This window comes from Clostridium sp. CM038, assembly GCF_055081105.1.
Window position 1 is genome coordinate 2,881,970 of sequence record NZ_CM143651.1, and the last position, 19,890, is coordinate 2,901,859.

Annotated in this window: 14 protein-coding genes and 2 pseudogenes; 4 read left to right on the forward strand and 12 right to left on the reverse strand. The window is 31.4% G+C overall.

Annotated elements, in window-relative coordinates; translation table 11 throughout:
* The first annotated feature begins 68 nt into the window (after positions 1 to 68).
* Together ACWJKS_RS13265 and ACWJKS_RS13270 are read left to right on the forward strand one after the other, a co-directional pair.
* Positions 69 to 1,004: an ABC transporter ATP-binding protein gene (locus ACWJKS_RS13265; RefSeq protein ID WP_462959754.1), complete on the forward strand. Its 936-nt coding sequence runs from the start codon at positions 69 to 71 to the stop codon at positions 1,002 to 1,004.
* Between the two features lie 10 nt (positions 1,005 to 1,014).
* On the forward strand, positions 1,015 to 2,103 hold the full coding sequence (locus ACWJKS_RS13270) for an ABC transporter permease (protein WP_462959755.1): 1,089 nt from the start codon (positions 1,015 to 1,017) through the stop codon (positions 2,101 to 2,103).
* Between the two features lie 64 nt (positions 2,104 to 2,167).
* Here the strand turns inward: ACWJKS_RS13270 and ACWJKS_RS13275 are convergent, their stop codons facing one another.
* Both ACWJKS_RS13275 and ACWJKS_RS13280 read right to left on the reverse strand, forming a co-directional pair.
* Positions 2,168 to 2,728, reverse strand: a complete 561-nt coding sequence (locus ACWJKS_RS13275; protein WP_411955898.1) for a phosphatase PAP2 family protein — start codon at positions 2,726 to 2,728, stop codon at positions 2,168 to 2,170.
* Positions 2,697 to 2,882 carry a hypothetical protein gene (locus ACWJKS_RS13280; protein WP_462959756.1) on the reverse strand — a complete coding sequence of 62 codons (186 nt, stop codon included), beginning with the start codon at positions 2,880 to 2,882 and terminating at the stop codon, positions 2,697 to 2,699. The genes ACWJKS_RS13275 and ACWJKS_RS13280 overlap by 32 nt, the downstream gene beginning before the upstream one ends.
* A gap of 268 nt (positions 2,883 to 3,150) precedes the next feature.
* Between ACWJKS_RS13280 and ACWJKS_RS13285 the strand changes: the two genes are divergently transcribed.
* Positions 3,151 to 4,566 carry a transposase gene (locus ACWJKS_RS13285; protein ID WP_462959757.1) on the forward strand — a complete coding sequence of 472 codons (1,416 nt, stop codon included), beginning with the start codon at positions 3,151 to 3,153 and terminating at the stop codon, positions 4,564 to 4,566.
* 348 nt (positions 4,567 to 4,914) lie between these two features.
* Here the strand turns inward: ACWJKS_RS13285 and ACWJKS_RS13290 are convergent.
* From ACWJKS_RS13290 to ACWJKS_RS13325, 8 genes and pseudogenes are all read right to left on the reverse strand, one after another.
* Positions 4,915 to 5,058 (reverse strand): annotated as a pseudogene (locus ACWJKS_RS13290) (ATP-binding protein); the annotation flags it as partial.
* 605 nt (positions 5,059 to 5,663) lie between these two features.
* Positions 5,664 to 5,987, reverse strand: a pseudogene (locus tag ACWJKS_RS13295) (cation:dicarboxylate symporter family transporter); the annotation flags it as partial.
* 284 nt (positions 5,988 to 6,271) lie between these two features.
* Positions 6,272 to 7,612, reverse strand: coding sequence for a group II intron reverse transcriptase/maturase (gene ltrA, locus ACWJKS_RS13300; RefSeq protein WP_462959758.1), 1,341 nt, complete (start codon positions 7,610 to 7,612; stop codon positions 6,272 to 6,274).
* A gap of 539 nt (positions 7,613 to 8,151) precedes the next feature.
* Complete coding sequence (gene treC / locus ACWJKS_RS13305; protein ID WP_462959759.1) at positions 8,152 to 9,810, reverse strand: alpha,alpha-phosphotrehalase; 1,659 nt, start codon at positions 9,808 to 9,810, stop codon at positions 8,152 to 8,154.
* 82 nt (positions 9,811 to 9,892) lie between these two features.
* Positions 9,893 to 11,329 carry a PTS system trehalose-specific EIIBC component gene (treP, locus tag ACWJKS_RS13310; RefSeq protein WP_216301650.1) on the reverse strand — a complete coding sequence of 479 codons (1,437 nt, stop codon included), beginning with the start codon at positions 11,327 to 11,329 and terminating at the stop codon, positions 9,893 to 9,895.
* A gap of 220 nt (positions 11,330 to 11,549) precedes the next feature.
* Positions 11,550 to 12,260, reverse strand: coding sequence for a trehalose operon repressor (gene treR, locus ACWJKS_RS13315; RefSeq protein WP_216301649.1), 711 nt, complete (start codon positions 12,258 to 12,260; stop codon positions 11,550 to 11,552).
* A gap of 93 nt (positions 12,261 to 12,353) precedes the next feature.
* A complete protein-coding gene (locus tag ACWJKS_RS13320; protein WP_216301648.1) occupies positions 12,354 to 13,595 on the reverse strand; it encodes a sensor histidine kinase in 1,242 nt (413 codons plus the stop codon).
* A 6-nt stretch (positions 13,596 to 13,601) separates the two neighbouring features.
* A complete protein-coding gene (locus tag ACWJKS_RS13325; RefSeq protein ID WP_216301647.1) occupies positions 13,602 to 14,297 on the reverse strand; it encodes a response regulator transcription factor in 696 nt (231 codons plus the stop codon).
* A gap of 359 nt (positions 14,298 to 14,656) precedes the next feature.
* On the opposite strand from ACWJKS_RS13325, the gene ACWJKS_RS13330 reads away from it, so the two are divergent.
* The gene (locus ACWJKS_RS13330) at positions 14,657 to 16,090 is read left to right on the forward strand and encodes a hypothetical protein (RefSeq protein WP_462959760.1); all 1,434 of its coding nucleotides are present in this window, start codon (positions 14,657 to 14,659) and stop codon (positions 16,088 to 16,090) included.
* 514 nt (positions 16,091 to 16,604) lie between these two features.
* On the opposite strand, the gene ACWJKS_RS13335 is transcribed toward ACWJKS_RS13330, so the two are convergent.
* Both ACWJKS_RS13335 and ACWJKS_RS13340 read right to left on the reverse strand, forming a co-directional pair.
* Positions 16,605 to 19,112 (reverse strand): ABC transporter permease, encoded by a 2,508-nt coding sequence (locus tag ACWJKS_RS13335; protein WP_462959761.1) that lies wholly within the window; start codon positions 19,110 to 19,112, stop codon positions 16,605 to 16,607.
* Between the two features lie 12 nt (positions 19,113 to 19,124).
* On the reverse strand, positions 19,125 to 19,811 hold the full coding sequence (locus ACWJKS_RS13340) for an ABC transporter ATP-binding protein (RefSeq protein WP_462959762.1): 687 nt from the start codon (positions 19,809 to 19,811) through the stop codon (positions 19,125 to 19,127).
* Positions 19,812 to 19,890 lie beyond the last annotated feature (79 nt).

Genomic DNA, 19,890 nt, shown 5'->3' on the forward strand with positions numbered 1-19,890 from the left:
AAGTCTTTTTTTTATATAATAAAAGCATAGAAATTACTAAAAACAAAAAAGTTTTAGGGGGTATTATTTTGGATATTGTTAAAATAAAAGGATTAACTAAAAAATTTGGAGACTTTACTGCAGTTGATAATATAGATTTTTCCATTAAAGAGGGAGAAATTTATGGCTTACTTGGGCCTAATGGAGCAGGTAAGAGTACCATTATAAATATGATTTGTGGGTTAATTACAACGACAAAAGGTTCTATTGAAATACTTGGAAAAGATAATCAGAAAAATTCGAATAATGCAAAGAGAAACATTGGTGTAGTTCCTCAAGACATAGCAGTATACGAAGATTTAACTTGCCTCGAAAACGTAAAGTTTTTTGCAAGTCTCTATGGTCTTAAAGGGGAAGAATTAAAAAAGAAAGCCCAAGAAGCTCTAGAATTTGTTGGTCTTAGTGATAAAGCTAAGAGTATGCCAGCTAGTTTCTCTGGAGGAATGAAAAGAAGATTAAATATAGCATGCGCAATTACCCATACCCCTAAGCTTTTAATAATGGATGAGCCTACAGTAGGTATCGATCCACAATCAAGAAATCATATACTTGACTCTGTGAAGAAATTAAATGAAAGAGGATGTACCATTATTTATACAACTCATTACATGGAAGAAGTAGAAGCAATCTCAACGATGATAAGTATTATTGATCATGGGAAGGTTATTGTAACAGGTACCAAGGAAGAACTCAAAGCTATTGTTACAGATAAAAATACTGTTGAGGTTACGGTTATCGATGGTACGGTAATTAATGAAGAACAATTAAAGGAACTAAAGGGAGTTACGAATGTCCTCATTAATGAAAACAAAGTTAAAATTGACAGTTTAAAGGAAATTAACAATTTAGATAAGATAATTTTATATTTCACGGATAATGGAATTCCAATTAAAAATATTGAGAACAAAGTACCAGATCTTGAAACTGTATTTTTAACACTTACCGGTAGAAAATTAAGGGATTAGAGGTGAAAAAATGAACATTATTTCTATAATTATAAAGGAAGTAAAACATACTTTCCGAGATAGAAAATCAATGGCAATGATGATATTATTTCCAATAGCGCTAATAGTTGTGATTAGTGCAGCATTTAAATCAGAGTTTACTAACACTATTGATATTGGTACACCTAAAGTTTTATATAGCATTGAAGCTACAGGTGTTGTTTCGGATAATTTTAAAACTAGTTTTATTGAAAAAGGTAAAGATTTTAAAATAGAATTTACAAAAACTAAGGATATGGATTCTGCTAAGAAAAAATTAATTTCTAAAGAGTACGATGCAATCATAGAAATGAAAAGTAATAATAAGATAGAATTTTACAAGAGCAATGTAGAAAGCCTTAAGGCTGGTGTGGTTGAAACTATTCTATCTACCTATGTACAAGAATTTAATGTAATTGTAGATATTAGCAAAGTAAATCCACATATAATAAATAGTTTGCTAAGTGATAGCAATGACAACTATTCTACAATTAATTCTCTTAATAAAGCAATCCAGCCCTCCTCTTTAGATTATTATACAATTGCAGAAATAGCTCTAATAATTATGTATTCAGGAATGACAGGTCTCTTTGGAATTGCAAGTGAGAAAAATTTAAAAACTAGAGATAGGATTTTGATAAGTCCTGTTAAAAAATATGAGTTTCTTATTGGAAAAACAATAGGTGGAGTTATAGGTACAATTATTCAGATTGCTATTGTTATTTTGTTTAGTAAATATGTGCTTCATGCAAATTGGGGGAATGATATTTTTACTGTATTACTAATATTTACATCTCAAATAATCATGGCAATAAGCATAGGTGTTGGGCTTGGATTTATTTTCAAAAATGAAAATGTGGCAAATGGAGTTTTAAATTTTATAATACCTGTAATGGTATTCCTTGGAGGAAGTTATATGCCTGTAGATGGTTTTGGAAGCAAAACTTTTCAATCAATAACCTATTACCCCTTGAGAAAGACATTGAATAGTACCTCCATGATTGGTTACAAAATTAAGACTATTTTAATTGATTCAGACCCACACCAGAAAACGGAAAATAATGAAGGTGTTTTAAGTTGATCAAGATCTCCATTTTTTTCTACTTACTGATATAAATTAAATCGCTTTGTTATAATATTGGACTTTAACTTATAGGGGTGGGAGACTTCCCCTCTGAAATGCCGTTAAACAAGTAAACTATTATTCCACTGCATATGAGCCCTAAAAGTACGCCCCCTAAAACATCTGTAGGATAATGAACATATAAATATAATCTTGAAAAAGCTATTAAAGCAGCTAAACTAAAAATCTCAAGTGCATAATTTTTAAAATGTTTTGCTAATACACCTGCAACCGCAAATGAAGACGTAGTGTGCCCTGAAGGAAATGAATAGGATAAAGGCTTTACAATTAAAAGGTCAACTGCTGGTATATCTGCTGATGGTCTTATACGTTGAACTACGTTTTTTAATATTACTTCTCCTAAAATTGCGCTTAGCAATAACGCTAATAAAGCCATGAAACCTATTTTCCTATATTTTTTGTTAACCATCAATGCAATTGCCATTATAATCCATATAGCTCCATTATCACCTAATGATGTAATAGCGACCATTACTTTATCCATAATAGTTCCATGCATATTGCCTTTTATATACAATAATATGGAACTATCAAATTTCTGCATTAAAGATATTATTTTCATCATTTTCAGCATTTCTCCTTGTTTCTCTATTTTCTTTTATGAACGCTATAACTCCAGGCAATAAAAAAATTATTATTATCGCCATTAGTACATAAGAAAAATGATTTTTTATAAAAGGCATTATTCCATTTATAATATTCATTAAAACACTCATATTTTTCCCCTCTCATTATATAACTGTGCACTCTCGGAAACTCTTAAGGTACTGCTAACTCTTGATTCATTTTGCTCAAAAATCAACTTCACCTCAAAAATTCGTGGTGCCTCATATTGTACGAATAACCTAGAAAATTTAAGCTATTCGTATTACTTTTAATCTTTTTTACTTAAACATTGTGAAATAAGACTTGACAGCTAGTAAAAATTCGCAAAATTAAATATGTATATTTTTTTACATTATTTCATTTGCGAGGAGTGTTTTTATGTTAACTGTTAAGGTTTCTCATTCTCAATATCAATATTTTCTTGAAACATTTTTAGAAAAATTCTATATTCAAACCAATCAACAAATCACTTTGTTTGAGCGTAGTTCACAAATAACTAAAATCTGGTCTACCGACCTAACCGGAATTGTCCCTCTAATAGAAAGTACTTACTCTAAATCTAATCAAGGGGCTCCGCCCAAAGATGCGGTAGCATTACTCAGGTCACTTATTATCATGGCTTATTGTAAAGAAATTGGTGTAGGTACTTTTTATGATTTTATGGATAGGCTGATTCATAAGGATAAGATCCTTAATAAATCCAAACTGCGTAAAATTAAACGTAAACCACGTAAAAAACAAAAGAAAAACCAAAAGATGAATAACTCCAAGTCTGGTGTAGTTGACCGTTTAGTTAAAAGAATCTTAAAATATGATAATTCAAAGCTCCTTGACAGAAGCGAATCCAAAATGAACAACATACTTAAAGAATTATTTGTTATTCCTTCTTTATCAATGGGTATTTTGGGCGATCCTTCTAAACTAAATATTGCTGGCGACGAAACCTGTATGCCAACACAGGCTTCGCCTTACGGTAAAAAAGTTTGTGATTGCAAACTTAAACCAGGAGAACATTGTGACTGTTATCGAAAGTTTACCGACCCCAGTGCTAGCTGGGGTTGGGATAGCTTTAATGAACATTATTACTATGGTCATACCTATCACGGATTTACTGCCTGTGATAGCTTTTACAGCCTACCTATCCATATTAAATTTGTTAGCGCGGCACGCCATGATGCTGTTACTGGCGTTTATGCACTTAAAGAACTTGTGGATTTATATCCTGAAATTAAATTTCATTCTGTAGCCTTAGATTCTGCTTATGATGCTAATGCTTTTTATCTTTTATGCATGCATTATGGAATAAATCCTATTATTGATTTAAATTCACGTTCTTCAAAACCTTCATCAAATAGTGAATTTGTTAAACTTGATAAGAATGCTATTCCACACGGAACTGTTTGTGGACATCAGCTTCGTAATTGGGGAATTATTAGTAAACAATATAGACATAAATGGTTATTCCCAGTTCAATGTGAAAACTGTGAAAAATGTCCTATGAAAAGCAATAAATCTTATTACACTAAAACATTAGACAACCCAAGGTATTTCACTCCAATATTAAGAGGTTCAAAACAATGGGAATCTCTTTATAAAAGACGTTCAACTACTGAAAGATGTTGGGATAGAATAAATAACAATTTTCATGCTGAAAATGCAATTATTTATTCTGTTGGGTGTAGAATAACAAGGGTATTTCTTGGTGCATTTTGCTGTTTCATAGATGCTTGGGTATCAGAAAGATTAATAGCCCTTGCCGATATTTTCCCAACTCTTAAAAATATAGCTGCGTAATTTAAAATAAATTTCAATTCAATAACCAGCCTACGGCTTTTTTAAAATAGTGTATAAAAAAGTCTTTTTGTCATGTCCGTAATTAATTCAAATATAACTTTCCATTCAAATAAGCACTTTTAATACTTAAATATGGAAATTGTTAATTATTGTTTTCCGACTATACTATATAACTTTTATCATATTTTATATTGTATATTGATAAGATTAAAATCAGATTAAAAAGTCTTAGGTTTAGTTTAAAAATCATAATATCGTATAATAAAAAACACCTACATAATCGCTAAATTTGAAATCGAAATGTTTAATATTGTAATAAAGGTTTTATACCCCTAACAACATTGCTATTTATAATATAACAATTATTTTTATTCCCTCGCCTTCCTCACTTTCTGCATATATCCTTCCTCCATGTACATCTACAATCCCTTTAGCAATAGATAGTCCAAGGCCTGTTCCACCACTTTCTTTAGATCTAGATTTATCTACAGTGTAAAATTTACTGACAAATCTACATGTTCATTTCGAGACATAACCTTGTTTAGAACTATTATTTTGACATCTTCCACCAAAAGAATTTTAAAATCCTTCAAATTACCACTTTCCTTCCATTATAAAATAGCGAGCTATATAATACTAATATACATCCTTTTACCAATCTTGGCCATAGCCACCATTATCTTTTGTATCGCTCTTCTTGCCTTCGTATTTAAATTTTTCATCATTTGCTCTTAATATTACACAGTTATCCCAATCTGTCTTAGGGTTTCGTTTTATATATATATGTCACCTCAATAAATCACTTTTATATGCATCTAACTTATTAACATTTTCATACTAATATTTCACATTTCATATACAATTATACATATACTACTCTTATTCCCTTTACAGAAATAAGAAAATAAGCCCCAATATATTTAAAAATATATCTTGGTGCTTATGCTTATTTATTTTTTCAACGTTCAGATAATACCTGCTCATTCAAAAGAGAAAACCCCTTATCGTAGATTATAACCTGCGATAAGGGGCTTTAATAGATGTAACCACAATCACATAATTTAATTTCTATTTATTGATAATGATTTTTTCCTTCTTTACGCTACCTTATTGATGTCGATTTTTTTCCCCTCTTTACGCCACTTAGCAAATTCAGCTGCTGCTGTAAAAAGTGCATCTGTGGATGAGTTAAGTGCCGTTTCGCAAGAGTCTTTCAGCACATCTACGATAAATCCTACACCAACTATCTGCATAGCAATATCATTTTGGATTCCAAATAAGCTAGCCGCTAGAGGAACCAGTAGTATAGAACCACCAGCTACTCCTGAAGTACCACAAGCGCTTACAGCCGCAAGTATGCTGAGAATAAATGCAGTAGGAATATCCACTTTAATTCCAAGTGTGTTTACTAGCCGACTAGTTCTTCTCTTAGTATAAATAATTGCAGTAAACACGACATAGAAATAATCTTACCACTGATTCTAAGTCATGTAAAGAAAAACTGAATCGTAAATTTCCCCTTATAGATTGCAATATAAAATGTCCAAAATTTCGATAAAAATCTACTGTTAAGCTGTAACAGTAGTGTTTCTATATTATCTATTATAATTACTAATAAAATCGAGTAGGAGCTAAATAATTAGTTTATTTAGCGACCTCTCACACCACCGTGCATACCGTTCGGTACACGGCGGTTCAATAAGAATTAATGTTTTAATAAATATGTCTCAGATATAGAAACTAATCCTATATTTTTAAGGTATTTATTGGTCAATGTTTTGTTTAATATAGGGCTATTGGATGTTCTCCAATAGCTCTTCCTTGTGTTTGTATATTGCCAGGCTTTATTCTTGTTCAAGCCTAATTTAACAAGGTTTTTATATTTGGTTTTAATCTTTTTCCATTGTTTCCAAAAACACATTCTAATCCTTCGCCTTAACCATTCATCAAGTGTTTTGAGAATGCTTTTAATATCTGCGATAGCAAAATAATTTACCCATCCAACTATCACTTGCTTAAGTTTCATAAATCTATATTCCATGCTCATCGCATTACTTCTTGAAGTTAATTCCTTTAGCTTTGCTTTGAATTTACTTATAGGTTTTTGAGGAACTCTCATTCTGTATTCACCTTTTGCTCGGTAAAACGAAAATCCTAAAAATTTAAGTTTCCAAGATCTATCTACTGTACTCTTTTCTTTATTCACTTTAAGCTTTAATTTTTCCTCAATAAATCTTGTAATACTCTTCATTACTCTATTTGCTGATTTCTCACTTTTAACATATATATTAGCATCATCAGCATACCTACAAAAGTTTAGTCCTCGCTTTGTTAGTTCTACCTCAAGTTCATGTAACATTACGTTACTCAATAATGGGGACAAGGGTCCACCTTGAGGTGCTCCTTCTTCAGTATTCATAAATACCCCATTTATCATCACTCCACTTTGTAGATACTTTCGTATCAGAGAGATTACTCTACTATCTTTAATATCTTCCGATAGTATCCTTATTAATTTATCGTGATTTATCGTATCAAAGTATTTAGAAAGGTCTATATTTACTGTCCATGTATGTCCAGCATTAATATATCCCCTACATTTTTCAACAGCTTGCTTTGCACTTCTTAAAGGTCTAAAACCATAGCTATTATCTGAAAATTTGTTTTCATATATTGGTATTAGAACTTGTGAGATTGCTTGTTGAACAACTCTATCTACTACAGTAGGTATTCCAAGTAGTCTTATTCCCCCATCAGGTTTGGGTATTTCCACCCTTCTTACTGCTTGAGGTCTATATCTGTTTTCCAGTAATGATTGCCTTAATTCTTGTCCATGCTCTTTTAGGTGTTGTAGAAGTTCATCTACCGTCAACCCATCAATACCATGATTTCCTTTATTTGCTTTTACTCTTTTATATGCTTTATTCATATTATCTCTCGACGATACTTGTTCGAGTAAATCATTACCGTATCTATTCACATCGTTTCTTCCTTCTTCTGACATAGGAGAAATACTATGCACTTCTACGTTACCTTTAAGTTCCACTTTATTCTCTCGTAGAGAGCCTTCTTTATGAAGTTGTCTGCTTTCTTCGTATCTTTCAAAATTTCAAAACCTCCTATTGTTCAGTCCTTCCCACGCTAACGCGTTTAGCATGGTACTATGACGTCTGCTGACTTCTGATAGTTCAGCCATACATCACTGTGTAGTTTGTTATTTCTAAATTCATATCCACAACTTACCTATCAGATCTCCCCGGGTAAGAACGCAATCTTTCACTCCATCTATCTGCTACATTTACATCGCCTGTTTCGAATAGTTTTGGGCTTCATTTTGTATTGCAAACTTACCCACAAGCATATGCCTTATATGTAGTTTCTGTTCGTCAGACCAGAGTTTCGCCGCCGACTTCCTTCAGATTCCACCTCGCGGTGGACACCCTTGTCTTAAGCTATGCACTTGGCACTATTAACCCGTGCTAGGGACTTTCACCCATTAGATTGCGCCCATGCCGGGCGCACAATATAAACGCTTTGCCCATGTATGGAGCAAAGCGTTTTAAAAATTCTCTATTTTTTAAACTTCTATTTTATATAAAAAACAATAGATTCATATGGTCTTAAAGTTAATTCATTGATGTTATTTATTGTATCTTTATAGTTAGATATCAAAATAGTTGATTGCCCTTTAAGCAATAAATCTTCTGGTAAATTAAAAGTAGTTTCTTTCCCATAAAAATTATTTATAACTAAAATTTTCTCAGCCTTCCATGAACGCATATAAGCGAATATCTGAGAATCATCCTTTATTATAATCTTGAAATCACCATAAGCAATTACATCATATTCTTTTCTAAGTTGTATAAGTTTCTTATAGTGATAAAAAATAGAATCTTCATCCTTCAAAGCCTTCTGGGCATTTATTTCTTTGTAATTGTTACATATTGATATATGTGGCGAGCCTGTTGTAAAACCAGCATTCATATTATCATTCCATTGCACCGGAGTACGCGCGTTATCTCTTGATTTTGATTGCAATATTTTAATTATTTCTTTATCATCTATACCCTTCTCTTTTAAGATATTGTAATAATTAATTGACTCTATATCTTTATATAATTCAATTTTATCAAAGTATGGGTTTGTCATGCCAAGCTCTTCCCCTTGATAAATATAAGGTGTTCCTCTTAATAAATGCACTGTTGTTGCCAGCATTTTTGCAGATTCATTATGGTATTTTTTATCATCTCCAAAGCGAGACACAATACGTGGTTGATCATGATTGCACCAAAACAAAGCATTCCATCCATTACTTTCCTCAATTCCAACCTGCCAATCAGCAAGAATTTGTTTTAACTTTTTAAAATCAAAATTCATTAAACTCCACTTATCGCCATTTTTATAATCAACTTTAAGATGGTGAAAATTAAATACCATTGATAGTTCTTTTTCCTGTGGATTTGAATATTTGATACAATTTTCTATAGTCGTGGAGGACATTTCTCCAACTGTAATAATATCTTCGCATTTTCCAAATGTTTCTTTGTTAAGCTGCTTTAAATATTCGTGAATTTTAGGACCATCTGTATAAAAACGGCGACCATCGCCTTTATAATCATCTTCATATTTTTCTGGTTTCGAAATTAAATTAATCACATCAAATCGAAACCCATTTACTCCTTTTTCCATCCAAAAATTAACCACATCGAACACTTCTTGTTTTAACTCTTCATTTTTCCAATTAAGATCCGCTTGAGTTTTATCAAACAAATGCAAATAATACTCATCAAATTCTCTTACATATTCCCAAGCCGTACCACCAAACTTTGAAACCCAATTTGTTGGCTCATTTCCATTCTTAGGTTCTTTGAATATATAGTAATTTTTATACTTTTCATCACCATTCATTGCCTTTTTAAACCATTCATGCTCTGTAGACGTATGGTTAAATACCATATCTAACATAATGTCGATTCCTAATTTTTTAGCTTCTAAAACCATCTCCTCAAAATCTTCCATAGTACCAAAACTACTATCAATACTACAATAATCTGCTACATCATACCCATTGTCTATTTGGGGAGAACTATAAAATGGAGTTATCCATATATAGTCCACTCCTAAGACTTTTAAATAATTTAATTTTTGCGTAACACCTTTTAAATCACCAATTCCATCTCCATTTGAATCCTTAAATGATCTAGGATATATTTGATAAACCACACTCTTTTTAAAATCTTTCATACTTCTTAATACTCCTTTAAATGAATGCATATAAACGAATTTATATTAAATCATCACTTTATATTTTTTTATTTATTCACGATTAATCCTCTGGTGCAAATTTTGCTGCAAATTTTGTTTTAGAAAGTATAAGCGTTAATGTAAATGAAACCACAATTGCCACTATCATTGCCAATGAAAAAATCAACATATATTTAGGTTTAATAGATAGTATACCAGGAATTCCCCCAACGCCAATTGAATTTGCCATGACTCCTGAACTAACTGATATTACGCCTGCAATTGCTGAACCTACCATAGCTGCCAAGAATGGATATACGTATTTTAAGTTAATACCAAATATAGCCGGCTCAGTTACTCCAAGGTAACAGGAAATAGCTGCCGGAATTGATACTTGTTCTTCTTCTGGTTTAGCCTTTTTATTTATACGTATTATTGCCATAACTGCAGAACCTTGAGCTATATTTGACAGTGCGATCATTGGCCATAAATTTGTTCCACCAAATTCAGCCATAAGTTGTAGATCAATAGCATTTGACATATGATGTAATCCAGTAATTACGAGTGGTGCATAAAAGAATCCAAACACTGCCGCAAATAACCACCCAAAAGCAGAAGTTAACCCAGTGTATACTACACTTGATATAACTGAACCTATTGCCCAACCTATTGGGCCTAAAACAGTATGAGCTATTATTACCGTTGGCACCAACGCTAGAAAAGGTACCACTATCATCGATATATACTCTGGAACAATTTTTCGTACATTTTTTTCGAATATCGCTAAAAGAAATCCTGCCATAATTGCTGGAATAACTTGTGCTTGATAACCTATCATTTGAATGTGAAAAGCTCCAAAATTCCAAAATGGAATCTTATCTGCAGCAGCACCTGCTACATCATAAGCATTTAATAGTTGAGGTGATACTAGAGTAAGACCTAATACAATTCCGAGTATTTGAGTCGTTCCCATCTTTTTAGAAATAGCCCAGGTTATTCCTACTGGTAAAAAGTTAAATATAGCTTCACCAATTAACCACAAGAAAGAATGAACTCCAGCCCAAAATGGATACATCTGAGTTATTGTTTTAGTACCATTTTCAAGAAATTTAATATCCCCTATTACGTTGCGAAAACCCAATATCAAACCTCCAACTATAAGCGCTGGAATAAGAGGTGTAAATATTTCTGCCAAATTAGCAAGCATTCTTTGAATAAAATTCATATTACCTTTTGCTTCTATCTTTGCCTTATCTTTACTAACCCCGTCCACTCCCGAAACGTTTACAAATTCATTGTAAAAATCAGGTACTTCATTTCCTATAATAACCTGAAATTGTCCAGCCTGCATAAAAGTACCTTTTACTAATTTAATACTTTTAATCTTTTTACCATCTGCTTTTTTATCATCCTTTAATACAAATCTCATTCGAGTTGCACAATGGGATACCGCTACAATATTTTCTTTCCCACCGATGTATTCTAATAATCGTTTTGAATCTTCTGTATATTTACTCATATAAATTCCTCCTACAATTATAATTCCTTAACTTTAATTCACTTCTCTCCTAAAGAATTCATTATAACTTATATACACCAGTTCTTTATATTTCCATCTCAGCTTGTCTATACAAGTTTCTCTTGTTTTTATATTAACTTATATATACAAGTTAGTCAATAGATTTAAGCGAAAAAAAATGTAAACGATTTTGAATTGTTAAATCGCAAAAAAAATCGCCCTATCGGCGACGTGCAAAATCAGTAAACACAAAACGGTCTGGGCGATGACGAGATTCTGTATATTCAAATTGATTTCCATCAGCTAAATATACATAATTTTTAACAACAACAACAAAATTATAAGATTTCATATCTAAATTTAATTTATCTCTTGAATTAGCAGTTTCAACTTGTATAATTTTATTAGCAAAACCTATTTTTAAATTTAAGCTTTCTTCAATATATTCATAAATGGATTTCTCTGCAATTTTTTTTGTTAATCCTTGCACTTCATCTTTTAAGAAATAATTAATATCAAAAATTATTCGTTCACCTTCTAAACTACGCACTCTATATAATTGAAAAGCTTCTTTTCCTACATTTAAATTGCTTTTTTTATTTATTACTTCATCTATTATAACTTCCTGGAATTTAGGCACTGTAGTAATAAAATTTTGGTTACTGCTTGCACTAGCTTCCTTAAAACTAACTAGACCACCAACAGAAAATGAAATAAAATTATTTTCTAAAACAAATACCCCTTTACCATGAAGACTATTAACAAAGCCTTCCTCAGCAAGCATCTCCAAAGCTTTTCTAACAGTACCACGACTTACCCCATACTCTTTGCAAAAATCATTCTCTGAGGGAAGTTTTTCCCCTGGTGTATAAATACCTTTAACAATATTTTTTTTTATATTATCATATATGTCTGTATATAGCTTTTTCATTTTAATCCTCCAAGACTCAAAATACCAATAAAAATTATTATATCATAAAACACTGGATAATGATGGGCATTACCACTTTTTGTTGCTTTGTATTCACCATTTAATAAATGTAATAATAAATCTGGTTCCTATGTCAACCTTACTTCGAACTTCTATTATTCCATTATGTGCTTCAACTATCGATTTTGAAAGGGCTAGCCCAATTCCAATAGACTCGCTTTTCTTAGAGTTTTTTGCTTTATAAAACCTTTTAAATATATTAGGCAAATCCGTATCACTTATACCTTCGCCTGTATCTTCTATTATAATTCTTGCATACAAAGCATTTTCCATAAGCTCCAAGTTTATGATTCCGCCAGGTTGAGTGTGTTCTATAGCATTCTTAATAATATTAATAAGTGCCTCTTGAAGCCACAACCTATCATGTGCAAAATTTATCTCTTCTTTTTCATTAAAAATAATCTTAACCTGGCAATCATTTGCCTTACTTTCTAAAGCCTCTATTGAATCTTGCAATGTTTCATTTAAGCTTTGTTTTTCTTTTACAATTTCTATTGCTTTAGCGTCCAGTTTAGCAAGCTTAAGTATATTCTTTATGAGCCAATTCATCTTTTCTAGTTGATTTTGATTATTTAATAAAAATGCCTCATTTTGCTCTCGAGGTAGCTCCTTTGTACCCATAATATCATTATATAAAATTACAGATGAAAGTGGAGTTTTTAGCTGGTGGGATATATCTGATAATAAATCCACTAGAAATTGTTTCTCCCGCCTAAGATCGCTTAAATTACTCCTAATGATTTCCCTCATAGAGTTAAAAGAAATTGCTAATTTTGAAAAATCTCCTTCTCTGTTTTCATTAATATCTATGTCGTAATCGCCTTCAACTACCCTCTTTGCGGCGTAGGTTACTCTTCTTATCCTTTTATAAAAAAAACTATATTGAACATAATTAAGTATAAGTACTATAGCACCCATAAGAATAAAAATTAAAATAACTGTGTAGTTATTCTTTATAATAGTTGTGCTCACATATGGGAAAAGTTCATTCTCTAAATCCTCGCTTAACCCATACTCTCTTAAAAAAGCACTTCCTTTTATAGCTTCTTTCCTAGAAATTTCTTTTGTAATAAGAGGTATAATTTCCTTTTCCATTTCCGGATTTTTCTCTATCATTCTTTCGCTAATTACTCCTAAACTTTTTATATAATCAGCCTTTAAGTTATCATGATGCGCTTTTAAACATAATGATGTAATGATCAAAAATAAAGTCATTAAAAACAAAAGAACCGCCGTACTTATTTTTAGCTCAGAATTAACAAAATATCTTCTCATACTAATCTACCCCTTAATAATCTCCTTATTCCACTTGTACCCTAGCCCACGTTTATTGACTATATATTGTGGTTCCCTCGGGTTATCTTCTATTTTATCTCTTATTCTCTTAATATAAACAGATAGTGTATTTTCATCAAAGAAAGGATCTTCCCCTTCTAATAATTCACACAATATCTCATCCCTCTTCATTAGAACATTAGGTTTATTCATAAATATTAATAAAAGTTTATATTCTTGCGCCGTAAGATTTATGACTTCACCATTTTTCCACACTGCTGATTTTATATTATCAACTAATATATTTTCACTTTTCATTGTACTTTTTATAGATATATTTTTAGAGTTGCGCCTTATTAGTGCCTTTATTCTTGATAAAAGTTCTCTTACGCGAAATGGCTTTGTTATATAATCATCCCCACCTATTTCAAGTCCCTGAACTATATTAACCTCATCATCACAGGCTGTTAAAAATATTATTAGCACATCACTTTTGCTCCTTATGTACTTACATAATTCATATCCATTTCCATCAGGTAAATTAACATCTAATAAAATCAAATCAAACTTTTCTAAATGGAATAATTTTTTTCCACCTTCTACTGTTGCGGCTCTAGAAACTTCGTAGCCACCATCTTTTAGAGAAAACTCTATGCCAAGGGCTAGTGATTCATCATCTTCAACTAATAATAATCTATTCATATCGTTCACCTCACTGTAAATATTGGTGCACTCTCGGAAACTCTTAAGGTACTGCTAACTCTTGATTCATTTTACTCAAAAATCAACTTCACCTCAAAAATTCGTGGTGCCTCATATTGTACGAATAACCTAGAAAATTTAAGCTATTCGTACTATTTTTATTTTTTTTTACTTAAACATTGTGAAATAAGACTTGACGGCTAGTAAAAATTTGCAAAATTAAATATGTATATTTTTTACATTATTTCATTTGCGAGGAGTGTTTTTATGTTACTGTTAAGGTTTCTCATTCCCAATATCAATATTTTCTTGAAACATTTTTAGAAAAATTCTATATTCAAACCAATCAACAAATCACTTTGTTTGAGCGTAGTTCACAAATAACTAAAATCTGGTCTACCGACCTAACCGGAATTGTCCCTCTAATAGAAAGTACTTACTCTAAATCTAATCAAGGGGCTCCGCCCAAAGATGCGGTAGCATTACTCAGGTCACTTATTATCATGGCTTATTGTAAAGAAACTAGTATATCATCTTGGGTAAAAACATTACGTTCAGACCCTTTCTATTCAATTTTATCTGGCTTTATACCCGCTTGCTATTCAGAATCTAAAGCCGAAGGCATACATGTTGACCGAATTCCTGGTGTAGGTACTTTTTATGATTTTATGGATAGGCTGATTCATAAGGATAAGATCCTTAATAAATCCAAACTGCGTAAAATTAAACGTAAACCACGTAAAAAACAAAAGAAAAACCAAAAGATGAATAACTCCAAGTCTGGTGTAGTTGACCGTTTAGTTAAAAGAATCTTAAAATATGATAATTCAAAGCTCCTTGACAGAATCGAATCCAAAATGAACAACATACTTAAAGAATTATTTGTTATTCCTTCTTTATCAATGGGTATTTTGGGCGATCCTTCTAAACTAAATATTGCTGGCGACGGAACCTGTATGCCAACACAGGCTTCGCCTTACGGTAAAAAAGTTTGTGATTGCAAACTTAAACCAGGAGAACATTGTGACTGTTATCGAAAGTTTACCGACCCCAGTGCTAGCTGGGGCTGGGATAGCTTTAATGAACATTATTACTATGGTCATACCTATCACGGATTTACTGCCTGTGATAGCTTTTACAGCCTACCTATCCATATTAAATTTGTTAGTGCGGCACGCCATGATGCTGTTACTGGCGTTTATGCACTTAAGGAACTTGTGGATTTATATCCTGAAATTAAATTTCATTCTATAGCATTAGATTCTGCTTATGATGCTAATGCTTTTTATCTTTTATGCATGCATTATGGAATAAATCCTATTATTGATTTAAATTCGCGTTCTTCAAAACCTTCATCAAGTAGTGAATTTGTTAAACTTGATAAGAATGCTATCCCCCACGGAACTGTTTGTGGACATCAGCTTCGCAATTGGGGAATTATTACTAAACAATATAGACATAAATGGTTATTCCCAGTTCAATGTGAAAACTGTGAAAAATGTCCTATGAAAAGCAACAAAACTTATTACACTAAAACATTAGACAATCCAAGGTATTTCACTCCAATATTAAGAGGTTCAAAACAATGGAAATCTCTTTATAAAAGACGTTCAACTACTGAAAGATGTTGGGATAGAATAAATAACAATTTCCATGCTGAAGATGCAATTATTTATTCTGTTGGGTGTAGAATAACAAGGGTATTTCTTGGTGCATTTTGCTGTTTCATAGATGCTTGGGCTTCAGAAAAATTATTAGCCCTTGCTGATATTTTCCCAACTCTTAAAATATAGCTGCGTAATTCAAAATAAATTTCAATTCAATAACCAGCCTACGGCTTTTTTAAAATAGTGTATAAAAAAGTCTTTTTGTCATGTCCGTAATTAATTCAAATATAACTTTTCATTCAAATAAGCACTTTTAATACTTAAATATGGAAATTGTTAATTATTGTTTTCCGACTATACTAAATATTGTTAAGTATTAAATCATTATCTTCGATGCTGTAATATTAATAATACCTCAATTATGTCTTAATTTAAAGCTAATGTATATAGAATTTCTTACCTACTTGTTCTATTTCATTGGAATTCATGTTACAATTAACATATAAACAAACTATAATTTAACAATTACTTATTTAATATTACGGTACAAATTTAAGGAGTGTTAATAAAATGGGGATGTTATTCTCTGCATCAATTCCAGTATTTAGTATATTTATAATACTTTTAGCTGTTAAAGCTTTAAGGATGCATATTAAAAAAAATTCATAATCTACTATATAATAAAAAACAGAGAAGATTATTAATAATCTTCTCTAACTGCTTGGATTAAATTTTCTTTTTTTATTCTTGATAGTGGTGATAATACTGAAACATAACTTATTACTATAGAGAAAGTTCCCGCAATAGCTATTGCCTCCCATGGCACCATCCATCCCATCTCTCTAACTAAACTCATTGATTTGAACATCATAAAAGATATGCCGCAGCCTATTATACAGCCGTATACAGCACCAACAATACCATAGATAAGTCCTTCTAGAACAATCATTTTCTTTAAACCTTTTTGAGTTAGCCCTATGGATTTTAATGTAGCAAACTCTCTTTTTCTCAAGATTATATTTGTTGTTAATGTATTTATAATATTAACACTTCCTATTAATGAAACCACTAGTACAAATCCATACAATAATATTTTCACCATTAACATAGAGGATTTTTCTTTTCTATTAGAATCTATATTATTTATTACCGTTAAAGAATTATTTGTTTTTATAACATTTTCTATCCCTATTTTCGCTGCATCTTCATTTTTTACATCTTTAAGAACTATCTTTAAGCTTGCAGGTTTAAAATCCTTAATATTTGTTAATTTCTTTCCCATTTCCTCTGTTGTGATTATTTTTAATCCATTTGAAGATCCCCAATAGTTAAACGGTTCATTCTCAAGAATCGCTATAACCTTAACTTTTTGAACCTTGCCTTTACCAAATTCCGTCTTCACTTTAACAGCTTCTCCCTGTTTAAATGCATCATATTGTAGGTCTATTTCATCTCCTACTTTTATATCTGCTAGTGGTCCAAAATAATCTTTCTTTGTATTTTCATCATACACTCTATTTTTGTTGATTAAGATTACTCCATTTTCAATGTTTAGTTTTTCTATATCAATATTTCCTGACTTTAGATACTTTTTAGAAGCTTCTAAAGAATTCTTATCATAAATTACAATAGAACTTTCTATAAGGGTTTTCTTAACTCCATCTAAAGTTGTTTTTTTGTATATATTTTTCATATCCTGAATTTCTTTAACTTCGCTATTTCTGCTTATTGCCATATCAAAAACATATGGATTATATACCCCATATACCTTATCAACTGACTTCAGTGCTTTAATATCATCTTCTATTTTACTATTTATGAAGTTTTCTGTTCCATCTCCACTACTTTTCACAACTGTAAAGTGAATGTTTTTTGATTCATTAAGATCTGATGATATATTGAGTGACATATCCATAAAGGATTTAAAAGTGACAAATAACACCACACTTATTACTATTGAAAAAACAGTTATTCTATATCTTTTTCTATTTCTCTTTATATTTTTAGCAGCCAATCCTCCTTCAAACCCAAATATTCTTTGAATAACTCTATTCTTTCTTCTTTTTATTTTCTCCTTTGTTATTGAAGTTCTACCACTTATAGCATTCAGTGGCGAAATCCTACCTGCGAAATATGCTGGCACGAGTGCTGATAGATAAATTGCTACAAGACCTACTGCTGCGCTTATGACTAAAACCATAGGTGATATAGAGATTTTCATAATCATAACTGAATCTGCACCAATTAATTTAAATGCAATACTTATTCCATAGATAGCTATAACGCTACATACGAGTCCTAATGGAATAGCTATTACCGCCAGGATTGTTGCTTCTCTTAGGACGATCTTTCTAATTTGTCTTGGAGTAGTTCCCACTGCTCTTAAAAGCCCAAACTGTTTAATTCTTTCAACAACACTTATTTGAAATGAGTTATATATTACGGCTATTGTTGAAATTAAAACTATTCCGATTATTATTGCTAGGGTTACATATAATCCTCCAAGACTTGAACCAGAACCTCCTGCTCCCTGCATTTGTAGCAAATAGCTGTTTTCCATAACGGTATCTTTCTCACCTAACTGCTTTAATTCGTGAGCTGCAGTCTTTAAGTTTGTTTTTGAGCTTATTTCTACGAGTAACGGTGCATTATCTTTATTAATATTATTATTTTTAGATAAAATTACTCCATTACCATCTATTTGATTTTGTGCATTATCCTCAAGTATCCCAACAAGAATATATTCCTTATTGTTAACTTTAATTTTATTTCCTACTTTAACGTTTTTATCAATAGATGATAATACCCACTTTTCCATTGCTACTTCATTTTCTTTTTCTGGTAATCTCCCAATCTTTGCTTTATATGGCAAAAGTTCTAAAGCCTTGTCTGTTGCCGTTATTACGTTAACAGCTAATTTATCACTTATCTTTATTTCTTTACTTATAGTATACAATCCAAACCTAGACACTTTAGGATTATTAACTATTTTAGAAATTAACTTTTCATCTGTTTTTTGAAATGCTAAATGGAAAGAACCTCCACTATTTTTAGCATCCTGTATCTGAGCATCCTGCATTCCTTTAAAGAAAAGTCCTATTGTTGATATAAGTGCAACTGATAGCATTATTCCAATAATCGTAAGTGCGGTTCTTTTTTTATTTTTCTTCAAATATTTCCCTGTGAGCTGTTTATAACTAGTTATCATCTCTTTCACCCCCTAATTTATTTTTAAGTTCTTGTCAGAAGTTATTTCACCATCTTCAATAGTAATAACTCTATCTGCCATGTTTGCTATATTAACGTCATGAGTAATAAGTATTAGTGTTTGATTATATTTTTTAGCTGTAAACTTTAATAATTCCATAACATCTTTTGAATTCTTAGTATCAAGATTTCCTGTTGGTTCATCTGCAAGTATTATAGCTGGCTTATTAAATACAGCTCTACCAATTGATACCCTTTGCTGTTGACCCCCTGATAATTCTGATGGAAGATGATTTTTCCGCTCGCTAAGTCCTAATACTTTAATGAGCTCTTCTAAATAAATTTTATCAATCTTATCATTATCAAGAAGTGCTGGAAGTGCTATGTTTTCTTCTACATCTAAAATAGGTAGTAGGTTATAAAACTGAAATACAAAACCTATCTTTCTTCTTCTAAACACTGCAAGTTTTTCTTCCTTGTAATCGTAAATGCTTTCTCCATCAATAACTACATTGCCAGATGTTGGTCTATCGAGTCCACCGAGCAAATGAAGAAGTGTACTTTTTCCAGAACCTGATGACCCCACAATTGCTACAAACTCACCCTTATTAACTGATAAATTTATATTTTTAAGTGCATCCACTTTGTTATCACCTATGCCATAAGTTTTATTTAAATTTTCAACCTTTAAAATTTCCATTTATATCTCTCCTTTTTTCTTTTCTCATCACTATAACCATATTATACTTCACTCGCCGCTTGCACTCCATGTCACTCCA

Coding starts and splice junctions, on each gene's coding strand:
- ACWJKS_RS13270 (WP_462959755.1), top strand. CDS start 1,015: ATGAACATTATTTCTATAATTATAAAGGAAGTAAAACATACTTTCCGA.
- ACWJKS_RS13275 (WP_411955898.1), bottom strand. CDS start 2,728: ATGAAAATAATATCTTTAATGCAGAAATTTGATAGTTCCATATTATTG.
- ACWJKS_RS13280 (WP_462959756.1), bottom strand. CDS start 2,882: ATGAGTGTTTTAATGAATATTATAAATGGAATAATGCCTTTTATAAAA.
- ACWJKS_RS13285 (WP_462959757.1), top strand. CDS start 3,151: ATGTTAACTGTTAAGGTTTCTCATTCTCAATATCAATATTTTCTTGAA.
- treC (WP_462959759.1), bottom strand. CDS start 9,810: ATGAAAGATTTTAAAAAGAGTGTGGTTTATCAAATATATCCTAGATCA.
- treP (WP_216301650.1), bottom strand. CDS start 11,329: ATGAGTAAATATACAGAAGATTCAAAACGATTATTAGAATACATCGGT.
- treR (WP_216301649.1), bottom strand. CDS start 12,260: ATGAAAAAGCTATATACAGACATATATGATAATATAAAAAAAAATATT.
- ACWJKS_RS13320 (WP_216301648.1), bottom strand. CDS start 13,595: ATGAGAAGATATTTTGTTAATTCTGAGCTAAAAATAAGTACGGCGGTT.
- ACWJKS_RS13325 (WP_216301647.1), bottom strand. CDS start 14,297: ATGAATAGATTATTATTAGTTGAAGATGATGAATCACTAGCCCTTGGC.
- ACWJKS_RS13335 (WP_462959761.1), bottom strand. CDS start 19,112: ATGATAACTAGTTATAAACAGCTCACAGGGAAATATTTGAAGAAAAAT.
- ACWJKS_RS13340 (WP_462959762.1), bottom strand. CDS start 19,811: ATGGAAATTTTAAAGGTTGAAAATTTAAATAAAACTTATGGCATAGGT.